This window comes from Pseudoalteromonas sp. ABV4_021 (assembly GCF_056159365.1).
The window spans coordinates 2,997,082-3,015,998 of sequence record NZ_JBSWVB010000001.1; the positions used below are offsets into that span (position 1 = coordinate 2,997,082).

Below are 18,917 nucleotides of genomic sequence, written 5' to 3' on the forward strand. Positions count from 1 at the left end.
AATAGCGCTTGGTATAAATGGATTTAAATTATGGTGCTAGGATCAGGAGATCGCTACAATCATAAGTCTTCAAGGAACCAAGTCCACTCATGTTCTTAGAGCATATGAGTGAGCTTATTGATCGAGAGTGTACCTCTCCCTCCTCAATTGTTCTGGGATTACTTTTATACCAATTCACTTAACTAGCTGATCACCCTAGCGGACTAAATATCATGCTAACTGCGTTAGAATTTATCAATGTAGAACAACTGCATAAGAAAAATTCCGCCTTGTTACCATTTCATTTATCCAGCGCTATGCCTGATCACATACTTAACAGAATTGGTATTATATTTGGAGAAAAGTATGACCTTAAACACCCAATTAGATTTAACAGCCGCGGCAAAAATTACCCTACAGTGCATGGACTTAACCAGCTTAACTGGCTCGGAAAGCGATGACGAAATCAGCGCCCTTTGCCTGCAAGCAAACAATAACGCTGGCCATACCGCTGCCATTTGCATTTACCCGCAATACATTGAATTCGCAAAAACACAGCTCAATTCAAATGTAAAAATTGCCACTGTAACCAACTTTCCAGATGGCGACAAAAACATTGATAAAGCCGTGTCAGACACCAAGCATGCTGTAAGCTTAGGTGCAGATGAAGTGGATGTTGTATTTCCTTACCGCGCACTTATTGACGGCGATGAAACGGTTGGGTTTGAGCTTGTAAAACAATGCAAAGCTGCCTGTGGCGACACTGTTTTATTAAAAGTGATCATCGAATCTGGCGAGCTAAAAAGCGATGAGCTTATTGCGAGCGCATCTCGCGTTGCAATCGAGGCAGGCGCCGATTTTATTAAAACAAGCACAGGTAAAGTACCTGTAAATGCCACATTAAATGCGGCAAAAATCATGTTAGAAACAATTAAAGCAAGTGGCAAACAAGTTGGCTTTAAAGCCGCTGGCGGTGTACGCACAGTGGCGGATGCCAAACAATACATTGAACTTGTCACCAGTATTTTTGATCTTGATTGGGTTAACCCTGCCAACTTCCGCTTTGGTGCATCAGGCTTATTAGGTGATGTAAAAACCGTATTGCAAATCAATACCTCAAAAGATTCAACACAAGGAGACTATTAATGGTCTCATTTGATCAAATTGAATTTGCAGCTACGCCGCACCTCAATGCAAAACAAAATGACTTTGCCGAAACCATTTTACTGCCGGGCGACCCGCTGCGTGCCAAATATATTGCCGAGCATTTTCTTGATGATGCTGTGTTAGTCAACGATGTACGTAATATGCTCGGCTACACCGGCTATTTTCAAGGTAAGCGAATTTCGGTTATGGGCTCTGGTATGGGTATACCAAGCTGCTCAATTTATGCAAAAGAACTGATCACACAATATGGTGTAAAAAATCTTATCCGCGTAGGCAGTTGTGGCGCGGTATCGAATCAAGTAGCACTACGAGACATCGTTATTGCTATGGGTGCCTGTACTGACTCAAAAGTTAATCGCATGCGCTTTAAAGGCCACGACTTTGCCGCAATTGCTGATTTTAACTTGCTGAACGTTTGTTTAGCACAAGCGAATAAAACACAATTACCAGTGAAAGTAGGCAATGTGTTTTCATCTGACCTATTCTATACACCGCAACCAGAAATGTTCGAGCTAATGGATAAAATGGGCATTTTAGGTGTCGAAATGGAAGCCGCGGGCCTTTACGGTGTTGCCGCAGAGTTCGGTGCAAATGCGTTAACTATTTTAACGGTTTCAGATCATATTACGCACGATACTCACCTTAGTAGTGAAGAAAGACAAACTTCCTTCGCTGAAATGATTACCTTGGCGTTACAAACAACCGCCAATTTATGATTAAATACAGGGCTTACAAGGGTCAAATGACCCTAAGCCCTTACTTATTTGTGGATCAATGAAGAAACTTATCGACTTTTTTGCGACTAAAAACCTCATGCTGTGGGCACTGATTGGCGGTGTCATTTTCGGTCTTATTTTTGGTGAACGACTGGCGTTTTTACAGCCAGTTGGCAATGGCTTTATTAAGCTAATGCAAATCACAATTTTCCCGTACATTGTGGTTTCGCTGGTTGTTGGTCTTGGTAAGTTCGAACCCGATCAAGTACGCTCTATTTTACTTAAAGCGGCAACAGTCATGCTGTCGTTATGGGGGATTGGCTTATTTGTTATTTGGTGCTTTGCGTTTACATTACCTAAGCACGATGCCGGTACCTTCTTTTCTACCGCGCTCATTTCCGCCAAGCAAGAAATCGATTTTGTAGCTCGTTATATCCCCTCTAACCCTTTTGCATCAATGGCTGAAGGCAATGTGCCCGCCTTAGTAATTTTTTGTATTGCTTTGGGTATGGCGTTAATGGGCAATGTGCGTAAAAGCAGTTTACTCAATATATTAGATGTTGTTGGTGAAGGGCTTTCTGTTATTTCAAAGAAAATCGTTAAGATTTTTCCGATTGGTATTTTTGCTATTACCGCAAGTTCAGCAGGTACTATGAGTGTTGACCAACTGAGTACGTTGCAAGTGTATCTTGTGTTGGTAATTTTGCTTGGCCTGTTTCTGATGTTTGTTTTGCTACCTATGTTGGTCGCGGCGCTTACACCAGTGAAATATCATGAGCTAATTGATGTTGCACGCAATGCGTTAATCGCTGCATTTACCACAGGTAATGTATTTATAACCTTACCCGTGATCACCGAAGGCATTAAAAGCTATATGCATAAAAACAATATTGCCGATGCCAATTCAGATCACATTGCCGAAGTGCTGGTGCCAATAGCCTTTACATTCCCGAGCTTAGGTAAGCTTACCACGCTCATTTTTGTATTATTTGCAGCCTGGCTCACAGGTCATGAAGCAACCCTAGCTGATGTACCAAATATTACCATCAGCGCATTGTTCAGCTATTTTGCCAATGTACATATCGCAATTCCATACATGCTGGAAACCGTGCGCGTGCCAGCAGATACCTATCAGCTGTATTTGGCAATGTCGGTGATCAGCGCCAAATTTGTCTCTCCAACTACTGTGGTGTATATCGTCGCTGTCACTTTTTTAAGTATTTTTTATGTGCGCAAGCAACTGAGTTATAAGCGTGCAAAAAGCATTTTATATTTTTCATTAATTGGCGGGTTATTACCTGCCTGTATGCTCGCGGCCTACACTGTTAACTCTCAGCTATTAAAAAGCTCACATGCTGCGGATGATATTATTGCCAATATGGTGGTAAGTGACAAAGTGCCTGAACATGTACTAAATCATGTGCCAAAGGCATATGAAGATGGCAAGTTATCGCTTACCAATATCAGTGTAATTAAAAAGCGTAATTTACTGCGCGTTGGTTACATTGCAGACAACGTACCGTTTAGCTACTTTAATCACAACGATGAGCTCGTTGGCTTTGATATTAGCTTGGCACATAAACTTGCCGAAGACTTGGGCGTGCAAGTGGAATTTATCCCATTTAAAAAGCCACAACTGGTGGAATACCTCAACAAAGGGTACTTTGATATTGCTATGTCGGGGCTGGAAATTAACTTAGATGATATCGAAAAAGTCTTATTTACCGATCCGGTGCTTGAGCTAAAGCTTGCCTTAGTGACCCTTGACCACCGCAGTAAAGAGTTTCAAACCTTAGAAGCGCTGCAAGCTCATGAATCACTTAACTTCGCAACAATAGAATACCAAGCGTTACTCGGTAAAGAATTTGAACGCAACAAACATTACACACTTACCAATATTGCTAGCTATCGTGATTTTTTTGCCAACCCAGATAAGTACGATGCCTTGTTAATTAGTGCTGAAGCAGGCTTTGCGTGGACCATGTTTTATCCTGACTTTGGCGTTGTCGTTCCTGAGGGTTCAAAAGCGAAATATCCCACAGGATTTGCGGTTGCTAAACGTCACGATGACTTGGCAAATTACCTTAACTCGTGGCTCGACATTCGCCGTGCCAGTGGCAGAGTGCAAGAAGTCTACGACTACTGGATTTTAGGTAAAGGCAGCAAACCCTATGTGCGTCGCTGGTCTGTTCTTGATGATATAATTCTTGAAAAATCAGACGTTAAAGACTAGTTTATATATCAATTGCACTGATTTTATGAGCAATTATTACGGCAAATAAATGGCTTTTAACTAAGGCAACATACAGGTAATCTACAAAAATATTGTTAACAGAGTTAACGCGCCATTTAGCTCGTTAGAGCAATCGCATAATAAGTAAAATTGGTATAACAACAATAAAACGCGTTTAGGATAGCCATGAATATTACCATTATGGGTAGCATTGCCCTTGCAGTATTCGCCATGATTTTTCTCTATGTGCGGGGTGAGAACTTTAAGCGCCAAGCGAGGCAGCTATCGAGCTCACTTGATGGGGCTAACCGCGAAACAAAATACCTAAGTGAAATCGTTATTGAGCTGGCGAAAGAAGAACAAAAGCTACTACGCGAACGCTTTTTTAAAGTGCAGCGTTTAGGCTCGCCTAAAGTTGAACTGTTACGCTTTAGTGGATTACTTGTCGAAGCATCTGAAAGTGTGATTAGCGATTCAGCATTAGGCCATAAATCGGTGCAACAAGCCTTCAAACATTATGTAGCCAATTACACCCCTGTTGCTTTTGAAGAGTTTAATAGCTTTATTTTGCAACAAGACACACACATCAAACAGTTTTGGACGAAAAACAATATCCACAGCTATCTCGATTTGTGTAAGGCGTGTATTGAAGATTTGGAACGCGCTAGCTAGCCAACGCGACTATTGACACAAGTCCTGCTCATCACACAGCTGCTGCGCTTTGCTATGCCCTTGCTTAGCCGACAACGTTAACCAGTGCCCAGCTTGTACCCTGTTTTTATCTGTTCCTTCACCGGCTAAGTACATTTTCGCCAGATTATATTGCCCCCAACTATCGCCTTGCTCTGCGGCTTCACTAAAATATTCAAACGCTGTCGAGAAATCCTTCTCCTGATAGGCGGCAATGCCTTCTTGATTTGCTTTATTCAATTTAAAGCCGGCATATAAGGGCTTTGGATTGCTCGGCATTACAACAAAACCACCGAACAATTTTAGATCTTTAGGTCGGTAAGCTGCATAGATGGTGTTATTGTCGTAAAAATCTTTTATTTGCTGCTGGCTAAAAGTCTGACTGTCACTAAAAAAGTAACCCTTTTGCACAAAATTATCACTGCGCGCTGACAGTTTAAGGTCGCGCTCACGACTGTAGTTGTAGCGACTTAGTTTTAAGGTGATCGTCTCATTTTCAGTTGCAACTACCTTAGCCGCGACAACTCGCTTTTGATAATAATCCTCTTTTAAAAACTTACTGTAATCAATAAAAAAGAAATCATTTATCTGCGGCTGGTTAACAATGTTTATTTCAATATTCTGTGCCTGAGTATGCTGCTGCCAAAGCCAATTCAGCATCAAAATGATTAATACAGTACCAATAAATTTAGTTAATACGTGAAATATTGGCACTTTCGAATATTGACTATTTTCAGGCACATTTTTAGCGCTACAATTGGCGCAATATGAAGCGCGCTCTAACGCAAATGGAAATAAGGGAATTAAACCAAAACGAACAAACTTTAATTGTGTATGTGCTGTAACCGCGACTTGGTGACATTGACTACATTGAATATACTGCGGGTGTTCAAATGCTTGGTTTTTTATATTAAAAAATAGCATATACAGTCCGTTGTTTTGGTTAATTTACGTTCTTTTTTACTGTAACTAGGCAAACAAAACAACCACTAAAATATTTTCTTACAACTAACAACTGTATAAAGAACATGTATTTACAAAATTTTAACAGCGATACTTAATTCTCTTTGGCTAATTTAATAAAAAAGGCTCTAAAATGAGAGCCCTTATTGCTTAAGAATAATTAAAAGGGGATCAAAAGAAACCTAAAGGACTATCGCTATAGCTTACTAACAGGTTTTTAGTATTTTGATAGTGTTCAAGCATCATTTTATGGGTTTCACGACCTACACCCGATTTCTTATAACCACCAAATGCCGCATGTGCTGGGTAATGATGATAACAGTTAGTCCAAACACGTCCTGCTTCAATTCCACGCCCCATGCGATACGCAAGGTTCATATTTTTAGTCCAAAGTCCTGCACCTAAACCAAACTCCGTGTCGTTAGCAATTGCTAGCGCTTCAGCTTCATCTTTAAAGGTTGCAACACTGACAACAGGACCAAAAATCTCATCACGGAAAATGCGCATTTGGTTGTTACCTTTAAACAAGGTTGGTTGAATATAATAACCGCCGCCTAGCTCTTCAGATACTTGCTCAACACCACCACCGGTTAAGAGCTCTGCGCCCTCGTCCTTACCAATCGCTAGGTAACTAAGTATTTTATCAAACTGCTCTTGCGATGCTTGCGCACCAACCATAGTTTCGGTATCAAGCGGATTACCGCGCTTAATTTGTTTAGTGCGATCAATAACACGCGCAATAAACTCATCATAAATGTCTTCCTGCACCAAGAGGCGAGACGGGCATGTACACACTTCACCTTGGTTGAAGAACGCCAACACAGCACCTTCAACACACTTACTAATATATTCTTCATCTTGCTGCATAATGTCTGAAAAATATATATTCGGTGACTTACCGCCAAGCTCAACGGTAGATGGAATGATGTTTTCTGCGGCGCATTTTAAAATATGCGCACCAACTGGCGTCGATCCCGTGAACGCAATTTTTGCAATACGTGTACTGGTTGCAAGTGCTTGGCCTGCTTCGGCGCCAAAGCCATTAACCACATTCAATACACCTGCTGGCAATAAATCCCCAATGACTTCCATCAGCTTAAGAATTGATACAGGAGTTTGCTCCGCTGGTTTTAAGATAACGCAATTACCTGCCACAAGTGCTGGCGCTAATTTCCAAGCAGCCATTAATAATGGAAAGTTCCATGGGATAATTTGACCAACTACGCCTAAAGGCTCATGAAAATGATACGCAACCGTACCATTGTCTATTTCACCAATTGAACCCTCTTGTGCGCGAATACAGCCTGCATAGTAGCGGAAGTGATCAACACACAGTGGTAGGTCAGCTGCAAGTGTTTCGCGTACTGCTTTACCATTATCCCATGTTTCTGCAACCGCCAGCATTTCAAGATTCTGCTCAATTCGATCGGCTATTTTTAGTAGCAAGTTACTACGTTCTGTTACCGATGTTTGTGCCCACGCATCTTTTGCCTTATGCGCTGCGTCTAGGGCTAATTCAATATCTTTACCGTTAGAGCGAGGTATCCGACAAATGACTTCTCCTGTTACCGGTGTTGTATTATCGAAATACTTGCCGTCAACAGGAGCAACCCACTCGCCACCAATATAGTTTTCATACTGCTCATTAAACTGTACTTTGGCATCTGCATGCCCTGGATTTGCGTAAATCATTTTGCTTCCTTTATGTGTGTTGTTATTAGAGGCTTTCTTCAACTTGAATATGTGCTTCCTCAGACTAGTACTTCAAAATAATTGTTGCTTGACTCTGCATCCAAATAACTTGACTGAGAGTGCACAATTTAGCCATTATGAATCTCTACAAGTTTGGAGGAACAGGTATGTTGTTACAGGAAAAACGCAGTAAAGTTAGCACCTTAATTGATAATCGAGCTGCATTTAATAGCGACCATGTACAACTGTGTGTTTACGATACCTACCAAGCTTGTGAGCGCATTCCATTTCATGCTGAACAGTTAATGTTTTGTGCTATGCATACCGGTAAAAAAGTGATGCATCATCACAGCCTGCAACAAGGACAAGAATTTTTACCGGGACAAAGCTTTATTATTGCCGGAGGTGAACACGTTGAAATTGATTTTCCTGAGGCACATTTGAACGCCCCGACTTCATGTCTCACCATTGAAGTTGACAGTAAAAAAGTGCAGGAAGTAGCTGAGAGAATGCGCCTAGAACAAGCCTATTACAATGAGCAAAGCGCCACATTGCAGTTGAGCAACAACCCGTTTACTCAACAGCTTTATCAACGATTAGTTGACACCTTTAGCGAAAACCAGCAAGACCGAGAGGTGTTGATCGATCTTGGTATTAGTGAGTTGCTCGTTCGTATGCTGCAAGATCGCTCGCGCGAATTGGTGTTGCAGCATTGCAATCACAAAATTGGCCATAACGGATTACAATCGGCCATTAGCTTTATAAAACAAAATTTAACCAAGCCAATCTCAATTGAAATGCTATGTAAAAGTGCAGGTATGGGACGCAGTAAGTTATTTTTAGAATTTAAGCGCCAATTAGGGTGCACACCACAAGCCTTTATTGTTGAACAAAAGCTAACAGCGGCCGCGGCAAAGCTTAAGCAAGGAGCCGCGGTTACTCAGGTATGCTATGACTACGGGTTTAGCGAATTAAGCTACTTTAGCCGCCGATTTAAAAAAACATTTGGTTGCAGCCCAAGAACCTACCAAAACCAAACAGTTTAGATTTTTTCATCTATTAATTACTTAAATAGATTGAAAAAACACCGCAGCTCTGTATTATAGCCCGCGATTTTATAACACGGAATGAAAAGGAAATTTCAATGTTAAAAAAAGCACTTCTTGCTGCTTCTTCAGCTCTAGCTCTAACTGCATGTATGTCTGGTACTGGTCCTGCTCTTAAAAGCTCTGTAACACAAGGTGTTGCGGGTGTTGAAGCACGTCTACCATATGCTAACTACACTAACTACTTTGGTTATGTTGACGCATCTGTAAAACCAGAAGGTAAATACAAAAACAAAGACGCTTACTACCTATACGCTTGGGTACCAGCGGCAGTAGATGAAATTGGCGTATCTATGGTTTCACCAGCAACATCAACGCCTTCTGATAGCGACTTCGTAAACGTAAACTACACAAATAACTTCGAAAATGATTCTAAAACATATTTCGATACTTACATTGTGTTAGATCGTATGGACATTATTGACCCAGCGAAAATCAAAAACGGCGGTAAGTCACTACAAACTCTGACTTACAATGACGACAGCAGCGAACTACCACAGAATCCAGGTGGTCAGAGCTACAACTCTCTACTGCGTCAAACTTCAGATATCAACAACCCAACAAAAGCACTTGTTCGTGGTGTATATCGCATCTCTTTCACTTCATTCCGCTCAGCGATTGAAGGTTCTTTTGAAGCTACTGTTGGTACAAACGTACCAGGCGTTAAAATTGCAGCTTCGTTAGATGAACTACATAACCTAGTAAACGAAGGTTAATTAGTTTCGAGCTCGACCCTATACCAATCGGTATAAGTCGAGCTCACTTTCCTTTTATCCTGTTTGCCACCCTTTTATCATTCTTCTTCTTTCTTAATTCCGTAATCCCCTTACTCTAGCTACAAGCAAAACAGGAGTAAGAAAATGATTATTACCAATACCGAACAAGTCGCTAACTATCAAATCACGCAATCTCTAGGCTTAGTAACAGGTAATGTTGTACGCTCTAAACACGTAGGTCGTGACATTATGGCAGGTCTTAAAACTATCGTTGGTGGCGAGATTAGAGGCTACACGGAAATGATGACTGATGCGCGCTCAGTCGCTCAAGCAAGAATGACAGAAGAAGCACAGCGCTTAGGTGCAGACGCCGTGATTAATGTACGCTTTACCACAAGCGCAGTTGCCGCAGGCATGTCGGAGATCCTCGCTTACGGTACAGCTGTAAAAATCTCTAGATAATGAATTATTTCAGCTAGAAATGTCAGTTATTGACGAGATAAATTTTTTACACATTCCAAGCAGTGCTTTAATTTATTTACAACAAAATAAATGGCACTGCTTATGACACACTTCACCACTCCCGACCTATACGACGAATATTCTGACCAACTTCAAGTGGCTAGCGCAGGGTTACTTCATTTTGGCAAAGTTACAACGTTCACAGGCCAAGCAATCACCATCCAATGTCCAAATGATAACTCCAAGGTTGGTGAATTACTCAAAAGCAACGGTGACGGTAAGGTATTAGTCGTCGACGCCAATAACGCTCAACAATTCGCATTTTTAGGCGATAATCTTGCCAAGTTCGCCATCGAAAATAATTGGCAAGGTATTATTGTAAACGGCTGTGTGCGTGATGTTGAAATTTTAGAACAGATGTCTTTAGCAATTATGGCTAGAGGCTGCGTACCTCGAAAGACGCAAAAACAGGGTTTAGGCGAACAAGTAAGAGCCGTCAGCTTTTTAGACGTCACTGTCCATAATGGCGATTGGATTTATGGCGATCGCAATGGGTTATTAATAAGCAAATCACAACTGATTGAATTGGGATAAGCACTTCGAACTAAGGGTCCGAACCAAAACCTCACTTCACAGGCCATAAAGCAAAAAACCCTGCAAACTATTTATATGAGGTTTTAATTTAGTTCGTGTAACGGAGGGGAGTGGATTAGCGCTTGTGCATCCTGCACTCGCCCACTGCGTGGCGCGTTCGCGGCTCAAATTGTTCCTGACTATTCTTTCGTATAAAGAGCTTCGAACTAAAACCTCACTTCACAGGCCATAAAGCAAAAAACCCGCAACAATATGATGCTGTTTTGGGTTGTGTAACGGAGTTAGTCGGGATTACAAAATATATCCCTATATTTTGCCCTACGGGCACACTGCGTATGGTCGAAAGTGTTCCTGACCTTTCTCGTAGGTAAGAGTGTCGAACTAAGGGTCCGAACCAAAACCTCGCTTCACAAGCCATAAAGCAAAAAACCCCGCAACAAGTTGCAGGGTTTTTGCTTTATACATGGCGGAGAAGGAGGGATTCGAACCCTCGATAGGGCTACAAACCCTATACTCCCTTAGCAGGGGAGCGCCTTCGGCCACTCGGCCACCTCTCCAGCGCAAATACATTTAAAATGGCGGAGAGATAGGGATTTGAACCCTAGATAGGCTATTAACCTATGCCGGTTTTCAAGACCGGTGCTTTCAACCACTCAGCCATCTCTCCATGCGCAAAATAATACTCAGCCAACCGTAAACTGTAAATAGCAAAAAGTTTGTTTGCTCAAATAAACATCAAAAAATTAACATTTTTATTAAAAAAAGCAGTTTTCGCACCTTTATCATCAATATTTACCATCAATCACCAAACATTACCGCTAATCATCTTACCGAACTCGACCTTTTAAAAATTCGTAATATAGCACCCAACAAAACGATTTAACTTCACCGCCATGAGGAATGAGACATGAATAAACTAATTACAGCAACTATCGCAGCAGCAAGCATTTTATCTTTTAACGCAGCCGCCAAAGTAACACCATCGGATAATAGCTTATCGTCAAAAATCTGCGCCGCAGCAGCAAATGAGCAAGATGGTAAATTACGTCGCTTACTTAAGCAGGAAAACAAAAACGTACGTAAAGCTGCTGAAAATATTTTATGTAATGGCAAGTCACTCGAAGCGTTTGCGCAAGACATCAAAAACGCAAAAGTAGCAAAGCAATTTAGTGATAACACAGACTATATTGCTAAGCGCTAATCTACCAATTACCTGAAGTTAAAAGGGCGAGTTTACCTAAGTAAACTCGCCCTTTTCTGTGTTTAAACGCTGTCTGATTTTTCTACTTTCGATACATCAACAAAAAACAGCTGAAATTTTTATCTACTAAAACTGACCTTCAACGATAGCTTTTTGCCAAATTTCACCTATCACGCATATTTACCATCAATCACCAAACATTACCGCTAATCACCTTACCGAACTCGACCTTTTAAAAATTCGTAATATAGAACCCAACAAAACGATTTAACTTCACCGCCATGAGGAATGAGACATGAATAAACTAATTACAGCAACTATCGCAGCAGCAAGCATTTTATCTTTTAACGCAGCCGCTAAAGTAACACCATCGGATAATAGCTTATCGTCAAAAATCTGCGCCGCAGCAGCAAATGAGCAAGACGGTAAATTACGTCGCTTACTTAAGCAGGAAAACAAAAACGTACGTAAAGCTGCTGAAAATATTTTATGTAATGGCAAGTCGCTTGAAGCGTTTGCACAAGACATCAAAAACGCAAAAGTAGCAAAACAATTTAGCGATACCACAGATTATATTGCTAAGCGCTAATACACCAATTACCTGAAGTTAAAAGGGCGAGTTTACTTAAGTAAGCTCGCCCTTTTTGATTCTTAAAGCTTAGATGCCTTTGCAACTATGCACAAACCAACCGGTAGCCTATGCCTCGCTTAGTTTCTATCATGCTCTCGTCTTGATCTGACAGTATTAGCTTTTTACGTAACTTACCAATATATACATCAACAACATTGGTCATTGGATCCATTTCCATACCCCAAACATTACTTAAAATGCGCTCGCGGCTAAGGTACTTGCCAGGATTTGTCATTAGTAATTCAAGAATCGCCATCTCTTTAACTGTTAGCGAAATTTCTTTACCTGCCAAGGTTACAATGTAACTGTCGCGATCAAAACTCAACTCTTCAAACGTTAAGGTATTCGAGCGTGCTTTTTGCGATGGCTTGCGACGCGTAACCGCTTCAATTCGCGCCAACAGTTCTTCATATGCAAAAGGCTTAGTTACGTAATCATCTGCACCTAAACGTAAGCCGTGAACAATATCCTGAGAGGCATCCATGGCAGTCAGCATAATGATTGGAATCTCAAAGTTTTTAATGCGTAATGCCTGACACACTTCTAAGCCGTTTAAACCGGGAAGCATTATATCGAGCAAAATCAGATTAAAGTCGCCTTCAAGCGCCAGATCTAATCCTTCTTTACCATCGCTGGCACGCACCACAAAGTACCCTTCAGCACGTAATCCGCGCTCTAAAAAACTCGCTACGCGGTCATCGTCTTCAACTAATAAAATTCTCATTACGTTCCTCACCATTTAATGGTAATAGTATAGTCGCCACAGAGCCTACACCTGAAGCATTTGATTTTAAACTAATATGACCGCCATGCGCATCAACTATCGCCTTTGCAACAGGCAGACCTAACCCCGAACCTGGTGTGTTTGAACGGTTGCTACGATAAAAGCGTTCAAAAATATTTTCCAACTCTTGCTTGGTAACACCCTGACCTGCGTCAATTATTTTAATAATGACCACTTGCTGGCGACACATTACTGTTACTTCTGTAATCGCATGTTCAGTCGAGTAACTAAGTGCATTTTCTAACAAAATCATTAGTACTTGGCGAATTCTACGTTCATCAAGCTCAAGACTGATCTCTTCGCTAATATCAAATACGATATCTTGTTTACGCTCTTGCGCTTTACGACGGTACACATAACACAAATCCTGAATCAACTTTGATAGATTCACTTCACTACAAGAAAGCCTTAACTCACCTGCGCTCGACCGCGCAACTAGCATCAAATCATCGATCAATGCAGTGGTATGACTTACTTGATCAACAACTGCAACAAGTGTTTCAAGGTAATCATCAACATTCTCTGAATGACTGCGTAACAAGATCTCTGATTCACCGCGAATTATTGTAAGAGGCGTGCGTAATTCATGAGAAATATCAGCTAAAAATTGGCGACGCTGCTTATCAACATAGGCCAATTTTTCGTTACTCAAAGCCAAGGCTTTTGTCCGCTCTTGTACTTTTTCTTCTAGCTGAAGTTTAGCCTCACCCAATTCCGTTTGTTTTGTTTTTAGCTCACTTGCCATAAAGTTTAAGGCATCTGCAAGCTTGGCAAATTCGGTGTCTTTTAGTTTTGGAATACGGTGTTCTAGTTTACCGGCTGTAAACTGACTAGCTGCAAACTGAAGTTGTTTTGTTGCCTTTGAAATACGCTGCCAAAAAAACCAAATGGTCAGCATCATAAACAAACTTAATAGTCCTAGTGCAATTGCCAAGTAGCGGTTATTGCGCTCAGACATAATTTTACTGTTATCACGAATCGCTTCAGCCTGTAAATTTTCTTGCTTTACGGCCTCACTTATTAAGGCATTAAACTCCGCATGCACGCCCTGTTGCTGCAATAAACGATACAGGCTTTGCGCTTCAGATAATTCACCGCGCGTAATCAGCGATCTGATTTCTTGCGAAGTCGTAATAATGCGCTCAACTTTTTGTGTTACCCGGTCTAACAATGCGAGCTCATTTTGCGTGCTGACCTCAGGTGCCAAGGCTACTTTTTTTAACAGGGAATTACGTACTTCAACAATTGCTGTACGCAACTTTTGCTCATTTTCTTCACGTAACTCAGGCGCAAGCACAATGCCGTTACGCGACATTTCACCAATCGCAACAAGCTTCTCGAAAGTGTAAAGGGCGATATTTGAATACTGATTAAGAATTTTATGAACAAGTTCTGATTTTTGTGCATTGTCTTTAAAGCGGTTTGAACTATCAAAGTAAAGACCTGCCATCGCCGAGCTGAACAGTGAAATAATCACTAACGCGATAAGTAATTTATGAGTAAGGCGACTTTGGATTTGATAAGGAAGGTGATTCAACTGCTTTTCCATTCAATGGGTTACCAACTAATTAGTGCATAAATACTAAGTTAGCCGTAAATCTGCGAGTTTACTATATTGTTAGAAGTAAAAAGAGTTAATAATTCACCTACCTATTAACTCTCACAACAACAATATTGGGATTGCGTTCCTGTCCCCTGAAAATACCATCGACTGAAACATTCTTGCGTCAATTAAAGCCGACGGTAATACAGGAACGCGAGACATATAGTAATGACAACAGCTAAATTAAGCCTGTTGAATTAATTAAACTTTCCTAAGTCATATTTAAAAATTAGTTAAACAACATAGTTTACTTTAAAAAGCATTAGATTATTAAATTAAAAAAGGCTGTAATTTATAAAATTACAGCCTTTTAAACAGGTGCGAACGGTCGCAAATAAATCATCATTTATTTATATGCAACTGCGCCTGCTAATGCGAGTTTTTTGCCATAGCGGTTTAACTTAGCCAATAAGCTTTTTTTACCGTTATTAGAACGAGTTAATTGACCTTGAGATTGGCCACCTTGATTTAACGCTTGTTTAGTCATGTGATTGCTCCTGTTGTTTAACTAGGTGCTATTTTGCGTTTAAACATGGTTAAAATCCAATCAATAAAATTACCATTATGACATGAATTTTTCTAATGCGAAATTAAAATAACTATAGTTGCATATAAACTGCATAAATGTGCAAAACCCAATCCTATCTATTTGACCTAAAAGCCTTAAACGGGCAAGCTTGTGCTTAGCGTTTTATTAATCACCATTTCATGAATAAACATTATCTAATTGTTTTAAACCCACTACCAAATAAACAAAAAAAATATTGGTTAAATTGGCTTGTTACCACCTTAAAGCAGCAACAACATAGCTACTATATTTTTACGACCTCAGCAGTATTAGCGGATAACAAACTTTTCTTTAAACAACATTTAGCAGAATACACCGAAGTGATCATGCTTGGTGGTGATGGCACGCTACACTTACTGGCCAATTGCATGGCGTACAGCAGCAAACCAATTACCGTTTTACCGTGCGGTACTGGTAACGACTTTATGCGCAACTTTGCCTATAGCAAACAACAACTAAAGCAGTTAGTACAAAGCGACCGCTTAATGACGATTGATTTAGGAAAAGTTAATGCGCGTTATTTTATTAATAGCGCAGGCGTAGGCTTTGACGCTGAAATTGTAGAGCGCACCAAAGGAAATAAAGGTTGGTTGGCACGCTTCAGCTATTTATATCATACCCTTGCTTGTCTTTTTTTCTTTAAAGAGTCACTCTTATCGTTGAAGCAGCAAGGTAAAGAAACACACTATAAAAACTTTCTTACGGTGTTTGCTAATGGCAAATACTTTGGTGGCGGTATGAAAATTGCGCCCAACGCAGAGCTAAACTCATCGCATTTAATACGCTACAGTGTAGAAAAAACACATTTAGCTAAAAAACTCTGGGCATTACCGAAGCTCTATTACGGTAAACATGTTACGCTGCAGGAAGTGAAGGAACACGCATTTACACAACTTGAAGTCTCAACCCCAAACTTGCCGGTGCAAGCTGATGGAGAATCAGCAGGTTACACACCTGTGGTGATTGAAGTAGCAAAAAGTGCGTTAACTATAAAAGTAATTTAATTGTTGTGATGCATTTATGCCAAAACTGAGCATTATTAAAGTTTCAACCATCGCTGTTTTCATTTTTTGCACACTAATGAGCAGCGTATTTATCTTTTTGCAATATCAAAGTCGTTTAGAGTCTGCTACTACACAAGCACTTACCAACCACCAGCAAGCATTAAAAGAAGTGCTTACACGCATTCGCTCCGATTATAGTAATGCACAAAAAGTGCTTAGCAGTTTGATATATCGCTATCAAGCAAAACAAACCCTACTCGATGAATTTCCACCACTGCTTTTAAAAGAACTTAGTATGTTCTTACATAAAGATATTCATGTTGATGCAATTATGTTTGCAACTCAAAAGGGGGAGCTATGGGCGCTACACCAACGTACTGAAGAGCAAACGGCATTATTCGCCAATGCACCAATTAACACTTACTTCATTGTGCAAAACCTTAACGCCGCTCAAGAGGTTCGCATCTATTATACGCAATCACTTGAATTATTAGACCAAGAAAAACTTGCTGCAAGCATCGACTACACAAAGCGACCCTGGTATACCCAAGCCCAAAAATCGAACACTTTAGCCTTAGTAGAACCCTACCAAGACCAATACAGCAACAAAAAGATATTTTCACTAGTAAAACAACAGAACCAATTAACCGTAAGTGTTGATTTAAATTCTACGTCACTCTATGCATCTATGTATCACGACAAATTAAAGTTTAATACTTGGTTATTTTTGATGAATAGCAGCAACAAGATACTCGCATTGCAAGATAGCAAAAGTATTCAACTGGAGGAGCATCAAATTGCGCCATGGCAAACATGGTTAGCCCAATCGGCAACATTAGTTAGATCAACCAATCTAACTAAACTTACTGAAGTCACTGCAAACGATGATAAGTGGTACATGAGTGCAACACACATTGAGCCTCAGACAAAACAAGGAGTTATGCTAGTTGCTGCAACAAAAGCCGAGTATATTTTGCAGCCAATTTACAACCAACTTTATGTTTGGTTACTTGTCGTTCTGAGCGTCAGCTTAATTCTAATTCCTATCAGTTACCTCCTCGCTCGATTAATGACCCGCCCTATTCGGCAACTTGAAAATTATGCCTCGCAATTAGCAAATTTCGAAACTCCGAAGCCTTTCTCTAATTATATAAAAGTCGAAGAAATTGAGGATTTGAAAATAAGCTTAAAGCACCTATATGGCAATCTGAATGAGTTTTTTAGTTTGCTTGCTACTTTGTCAAAAGAAAACGACCTGCAGCGGCTTATCGACAAAATAGCAAGCCAATCAGCTAATATGATGGTTGCACAAGGGTGCTTAATACTACTTACACAAAACAATAAATTGTGCGCAGAACTACTCTGTTTTGATGGCCAAAAATACGATACAAATACACTCGCTCAAATTAACTGGCAAAAACTATATCAACTTGATGAAGTCAGCAAAACCAGCGCTCTACCCAACGATTTAAAGACGTTATTATCGCAAAGCGATAATGCGCTTTATCAGCTACTTGTTCCACTTAAAAACAGAGAGCAACAAGTAATTGGGTTACAAATTTATTTGTATCCAAATTCCACAGAAAAACAAACCATCAGCTTAAAATTAGCAGAACAAGTAGCTACATTTTTTGGTGTAGCAATCGAAGGTAGGAAGCTAGTTAACAAACAAGAAAAACTACTTGATTCCTTTATTCACGTTATTGCAGGTGCAATAGACACTAAGTCACACTATACAGGTAAGCATTGCCAGCGCGTACCTGAGCTAGCAACAGCATTAGCTACGCACGCTGGTAACTCGCAGCTATTTCCTCAATTTGAGTTTAATGATGGTGCAAAACGTCAACTTTCTATTGCCGCTTGGCTACATGACTGTGGCAAAGTAACAACACCCGAGTATATTGTTGATAAAGCAACGCGTCTTGAGACTATCTATAACCGAATTCACGAAATAAGAACGCGTTTTGAGGTTGTAAAACGTGATTTAGAAATTGCTGCGTTAAAGCAGCAACTAGCTAGCGTAGACAAAGACCAAATTGAAGCCCAATTGCAGCAACAAATAAATCAGCTAGAACAAGATTTTGCCCATGTTGCATACTGCAACACAGCCGAATTTGTTTCTGACAGTGACATCACTAAACTCGAAAAAATATCACAACGTATGTGGCGACCTTATTTTGACGAACGTCTTGGTCTGTCGCAAGAAGAGCTTACCCGCTATGACTCAACCCAACTAACTCAGGATATCGGACTGCTCGTGAATAAAACAAGTCATTTGCTAGCAGATCAGAACCTAAATTGTGACAAGCAAAAATATACCTTAGTACAGCCTGCTTTGAGAAATAACTTGGGTGAACTTTATAACTTGAGTATTCGGTCAGGAACAATTAATAACGAAGAGCGCTACGCGATTAATCACCATATTGTGCAAACAATAGAAATCCTTGAAAAGCTCCCGTTCCCGAAGCACTTAAATCGAGTACCTGAAATAGCCGGAGCACACCACGAAAAGCTCAATGGACAAGGTTATCCTAAAGGCTTGTCGGGTGAAGCGATTAGCTTTGAAGCCAGAATCTTGGCCATTGCCGATATTTTTGAAGCATTAACGTCGTCAGATCGTCCCTATAAACAAGCCAAAACCCTTACTCAAGCGCTTGAAATTATGCAAAAGTTGGCCGCAAATGAAGAATTAGATCAAACCTTATTAAACTTTTTCATTTCAGAAAAAATTCCCGAAAAATACGCTGAGCAATATCTAAAACCTGAACAAATGAACTAGTACGAATAAAAAGGGAGCCTAGGCTCCCT

Annotated in this window: 17 protein-coding genes and 2 tRNA genes; 12 read left to right on the top strand and 7 right to left on the bottom strand. The window is 40.4% G+C overall.

Features of this window, described 5'->3' with window-relative positions:
• Positions 1–345 precede the first annotated feature (345 nt).
• The 4 genes from deoC to ACXAFE_RS13875 all read left to right on the top strand — a co-directional run bounded on the left by deoC (position 346) and on the right by ACXAFE_RS13875 (position 4,767).
• Positions 346–1,125, top strand: coding sequence for a deoxyribose-phosphate aldolase (deoC, locus tag ACXAFE_RS13860; protein WP_475153504.1), 780 nt, complete (start codon positions 346–348; stop codon positions 1,123–1,125).
• On the top strand, positions 1,125–1,862 hold the full coding sequence (gene deoD, locus ACXAFE_RS13865; protein ID WP_475153505.1) for a purine-nucleoside phosphorylase: 738 nt from the start codon (positions 1,125–1,127) through the stop codon (positions 1,860–1,862). The genes deoC and deoD overlap by 1 nt, the downstream gene beginning before the upstream one ends.
• Before the next feature lie 58 nt (positions 1,863–1,920).
• Entirely contained in the window at positions 1,921–4,095 is a 2,175-nt protein-coding gene (locus tag ACXAFE_RS13870) for a cation:dicarboxylate symporter family transporter (RefSeq protein WP_475153507.1), read from the top strand.
• A gap of 186 nt (positions 4,096–4,281) precedes the next feature.
• Positions 4,282–4,767 (top strand): hypothetical protein, encoded by a 486-nt coding sequence (locus ACXAFE_RS13875; protein ID WP_475153508.1) that lies wholly within the window; start codon positions 4,282–4,284, stop codon positions 4,765–4,767.
• Positions 4,768–4,776: 9 nt separating this feature from the next.
• On the opposite strand, the gene ACXAFE_RS13880 is transcribed toward ACXAFE_RS13875, so the two are convergent.
• Together ACXAFE_RS13880 and exaC are read right to left on the bottom strand one after the other, a co-directional pair.
• A complete protein-coding gene (locus ACXAFE_RS13880) occupies positions 4,777–5,709 on the bottom strand; it encodes a tetratricopeptide repeat protein (protein ID WP_475153510.1) in 933 nt (310 codons plus the stop codon).
• 210 nt (positions 5,710–5,919) lie between these two features.
• Positions 5,920–7,440, bottom strand: coding sequence for an acetaldehyde dehydrogenase ExaC (gene exaC, locus ACXAFE_RS13885; RefSeq protein ID WP_100914415.1), 1,521 nt, complete (start codon positions 7,438–7,440; stop codon positions 5,920–5,922).
• 167 nt (positions 7,441–7,607) lie between these two features.
• Between exaC and ACXAFE_RS13890 the strand changes: the two genes are divergently transcribed.
• From ACXAFE_RS13890 to rraA, 4 genes are all read left to right on the top strand, one after another.
• The gene (locus ACXAFE_RS13890) at positions 7,608–8,486 is read left to right on the top strand and encodes a helix-turn-helix domain-containing protein (protein ID WP_475153512.1); all 879 of its coding nucleotides are present in this window, start codon (positions 7,608–7,610) and stop codon (positions 8,484–8,486) included.
• Between the two features lie 98 nt (positions 8,487–8,584).
• The gene (locus ACXAFE_RS13895) at positions 8,585–9,262 is read left to right on the top strand and encodes a LipL32 family surface lipoprotein (protein ID WP_010561392.1); all 678 of its coding nucleotides are present in this window, start codon (positions 8,585–8,587) and stop codon (positions 9,260–9,262) included.
• Positions 9,263–9,406: 144 nt separating this feature from the next.
• Positions 9,407–9,724 (top strand): YbjQ family protein, encoded by a 318-nt coding sequence (locus ACXAFE_RS13900; protein WP_237131344.1) that lies wholly within the window; start codon positions 9,407–9,409, stop codon positions 9,722–9,724.
• 102 nt (positions 9,725–9,826) lie between these two features.
• A complete protein-coding gene (rraA, locus tag ACXAFE_RS13905) occupies positions 9,827–10,318 on the top strand; it encodes a ribonuclease E activity regulator RraA (protein ID WP_475153515.1) in 492 nt (163 codons plus the stop codon).
• 464 nt (positions 10,319–10,782) lie between these two features.
• Here the strand turns inward: rraA and ACXAFE_RS13910 are convergent.
• Together ACXAFE_RS13910 and ACXAFE_RS13915 are read right to left on the bottom strand one after the other, a co-directional pair.
• A tRNA-Ser gene (locus ACXAFE_RS13910) sits at positions 10,783–10,875 on the bottom strand.
• A 19-nt stretch (positions 10,876–10,894) separates the two neighbouring features.
• Positions 10,895–10,985 (bottom strand) — tRNA-Ser (locus ACXAFE_RS13915).
• Positions 10,986–11,225: 240 nt separating this feature from the next.
• Between ACXAFE_RS13915 and ACXAFE_RS13920 the strand changes: the two genes are divergently transcribed.
• Together ACXAFE_RS13920 and ACXAFE_RS13925 are read left to right on the top strand one after the other, a co-directional pair.
• On the top strand, positions 11,226–11,519 hold the full coding sequence (locus ACXAFE_RS13920) for a DUF3718 domain-containing protein (protein ID WP_105173070.1): 294 nt from the start codon (positions 11,226–11,228) through the stop codon (positions 11,517–11,519).
• A 295-nt stretch (positions 11,520–11,814) separates the two neighbouring features.
• Positions 11,815–12,108, top strand: a complete 294-nt coding sequence (locus tag ACXAFE_RS13925) for a DUF3718 domain-containing protein (RefSeq protein ID WP_475153516.1) — start codon at positions 11,815–11,817, stop codon at positions 12,106–12,108.
• Positions 12,109–12,193: 85 nt separating this feature from the next.
• On the opposite strand, the gene ACXAFE_RS13930 is transcribed toward ACXAFE_RS13925, so the two are convergent.
• The 3 genes from ACXAFE_RS13930 to ACXAFE_RS13940 all read right to left on the bottom strand — a co-directional run bounded on the left by ACXAFE_RS13930 (position 12,194) and on the right by ACXAFE_RS13940 (position 15,024).
• The gene (locus ACXAFE_RS13930) at positions 12,194–12,874 is read right to left on the bottom strand and encodes a response regulator transcription factor (protein WP_475153517.1); all 681 of its coding nucleotides are present in this window, start codon (positions 12,872–12,874) and stop codon (positions 12,194–12,196) included.
• Positions 12,855–14,483, bottom strand: coding sequence for a sensor histidine kinase (locus ACXAFE_RS13935; protein ID WP_475153518.1), 1,629 nt, complete (start codon positions 14,481–14,483; stop codon positions 12,855–12,857). The genes ACXAFE_RS13930 and ACXAFE_RS13935 overlap by 20 nt, the downstream gene beginning before the upstream one ends.
• Before the next feature lie 400 nt (positions 14,484–14,883).
• A complete protein-coding gene (locus tag ACXAFE_RS13940) occupies positions 14,884–15,024 on the bottom strand; it encodes a hypothetical protein (protein ID WP_157813522.1) in 141 nt (46 codons plus the stop codon).
• A gap of 221 nt (positions 15,025–15,245) precedes the next feature.
• Between ACXAFE_RS13940 and ACXAFE_RS13945 the strand changes: the two genes are divergently transcribed.
• On the top strand, positions 15,246–16,109 hold the full coding sequence (locus ACXAFE_RS13945; protein ID WP_475153521.1) for a diacylglycerol/lipid kinase family protein: 864 nt from the start codon (positions 15,246–15,248) through the stop codon (positions 16,107–16,109).
• Between the two features lie 76 nt (positions 16,110–16,185).
• Positions 16,186–18,888 carry an HD domain-containing phosphohydrolase gene (locus tag ACXAFE_RS13950; RefSeq protein WP_475153523.1) on the top strand — a complete coding sequence of 901 codons (2,703 nt, stop codon included), beginning with the start codon at positions 16,186–16,188 and terminating at the stop codon, positions 18,886–18,888.
• The last annotated feature ends 29 nt before the right edge of the window (positions 18,889–18,917 follow it).